The following is a 1,697-nucleotide window of genomic DNA, read 5'->3' as shown; positions in this document are numbered from 1 at the left end:
GTGGCAATAATGGAAAATATCTGCGAGAAATTTCTATAGATTGGACAAGAGCTAGTGTGAGAGGAGATGGATATACGATTAATAAGCTTTATGTTGGTCCTGTAAAATATTCACAATATACTTTATTAAATGGATGGAAGTTAGATCCTACAAGAACAGGCGGTGCTGCTATATGGTACGTAAAAGATAGTCATGCTAAAAAGATGAATGCAGCTCTTGATTACTTACATGAAAAGTGTAAATACAAATAAACTACCGGTGATGCTATGAGTTTTTACAAAAAATTATCTTCTACATTCCTAGGGATAACCTTAATCTGTGGTGCAGCATATACAAATGCACAAGATACTAGATATACATTTTGTCGTTCTCTAATTACAGAAAGTGCTATATCTTGGGATAAATCATTTTGGGTTGTATCTTCAGTTTTCCGTAATAACTTGAGTATATCTCGCTCAGATATTGGAATAAAAAATAGTTTTAATTCTTTTATTGAAGCTGAATTTGGTGGTCAAGCCCGTATGGCTATTTGTTTTCATGAAGATGATTATCAAGATGCATTAGATGAACGAAATGATCTCATTAGTGAATATAGAAATAGTGATGAAGATTATAAAACTGTACATTGGTCATATCGTGGTGATTAAAAGAGATTATCTAAATAACTATCACTTTCTTAAATATTTTTAATTAGATTTTGATCGAAAATACTAGGTATCCACCAAAATTTTAGACATACATAACTATCTTCTTCAGGGGTTTTTCATAATCTAATGAAAAACCCTTTAAAATCATAAAATTAGAGCAAGTTGTATCCAGTTTGGATGAACCGCCAACTTTTAATGATTTGATTAGGCGCATAATTACGTTAACTATCTGCAATATTTTATCTATTCTTTAATTAGACGACTTTATCAAAAATTGATAAGTGGATTTACTTAATCCTCTTGATTTAATATCAAACCTTATTCGAATTTTTATACATGAAAAAAAGCTCAGCCATAGGGTTACTGAGCAAAAGAGAAAATTTTAATAATCTTTTCATATTAGATTCATCATTTTTAAGTAAGAATAATACTTCCTGAACAGGATGCAGACGAGTCATTAAAAACTAGATAAATAATAGATGAAGATATTATATATTATCTAAAAATATGAGTGTATTTTATCATCACCTAGAGGTCAATTAGAATAGAAATGAAAAATTTTAGCGTTAATGATTTAGATTTATTGATTGAAAAATATCGAAAAGCAGACAAAGAAGTAAAGAAAATCCTAATCGGTTATAAATTATTTGGTGAATTAATGAATGATTCTAAATTTCATGAAGAAGTTATCAATTCAGCATTAAGTACTACGAAAAGAAAATATAAGAAAATAAAAATAAGAATCACAACAGATGAATATCAGCTGGATTTTGAATAAAGGTAAGCTAAGTATCCAATACTCAAATTCTCTTAAATTATCCAAAAATTTGTCCGCAGAAATTGGGGATGGATTTGATTCCGAGAGGCATATATCTTATAGGGAATTGCGGTTTTTGATCACTTTTTAACCATTTTTATTGGCGAAAAATGACAAATATGCTCAAAAAGAAACCGAGATGTTTCAAAGTCGGTTTTTTGCTGTTTTTTGGGGTGGGTGGGAATTTTTAAGCTATTGATTTTAAATCATTATTTTAGTTTCATTTTCTGTTA

The 1,697-nt window shown here is 29.2% G+C and carries 3 protein-coding genes; all 3 read left to right on the top strand.

Annotated elements, in window-relative coordinates:
- Positions 1-251 (top strand): hypothetical protein (locus tag CL42_RS17325; protein ID WP_035270940.1); only part of this gene is annotated, 251 nt, incomplete at its 5' end.
- 15 nt (positions 252-266) lie between these two features.
- Positions 267-647, top strand: a complete 381-nt coding sequence (locus tag CL42_RS16075; RefSeq protein WP_035270939.1) for a hypothetical protein — start codon at positions 267-269, stop codon at positions 645-647.
- A 550-nt stretch (positions 648-1,197) separates the two neighbouring features.
- Positions 1,198-1,425 (top strand): hypothetical protein, encoded by a 228-nt coding sequence (locus tag CL42_RS16070; RefSeq protein WP_035270938.1) that lies wholly within the window; start codon positions 1,198-1,200, stop codon positions 1,423-1,425.
- Positions 1,426-1,697: the final 272 nt, after the last annotated feature.

Origin of the sequence: Acinetobacter sp. Ver3 (genome assembly GCF_000632455.1) — a bacterium.
Taxonomy (GTDB): domain Bacteria; phylum Pseudomonadota; class Gammaproteobacteria; order Pseudomonadales; family Moraxellaceae; genus Acinetobacter.
This window is presented reverse-complemented; position numbering and strand designations above follow the sequence as displayed.

Coding starts and splice junctions, on each gene's coding strand:
- CL42_RS16070 (WP_035270938.1), top strand. CDS start 1,198: ATGAAAAATTTTAGCGTTAATGATTTAGATTTATTGATTGAAAAATAT.
- CL42_RS16075 (WP_035270939.1), top strand. CDS start 267: ATGAGTTTTTACAAAAAATTATCTTCTACATTCCTAGGGATAACCTTA.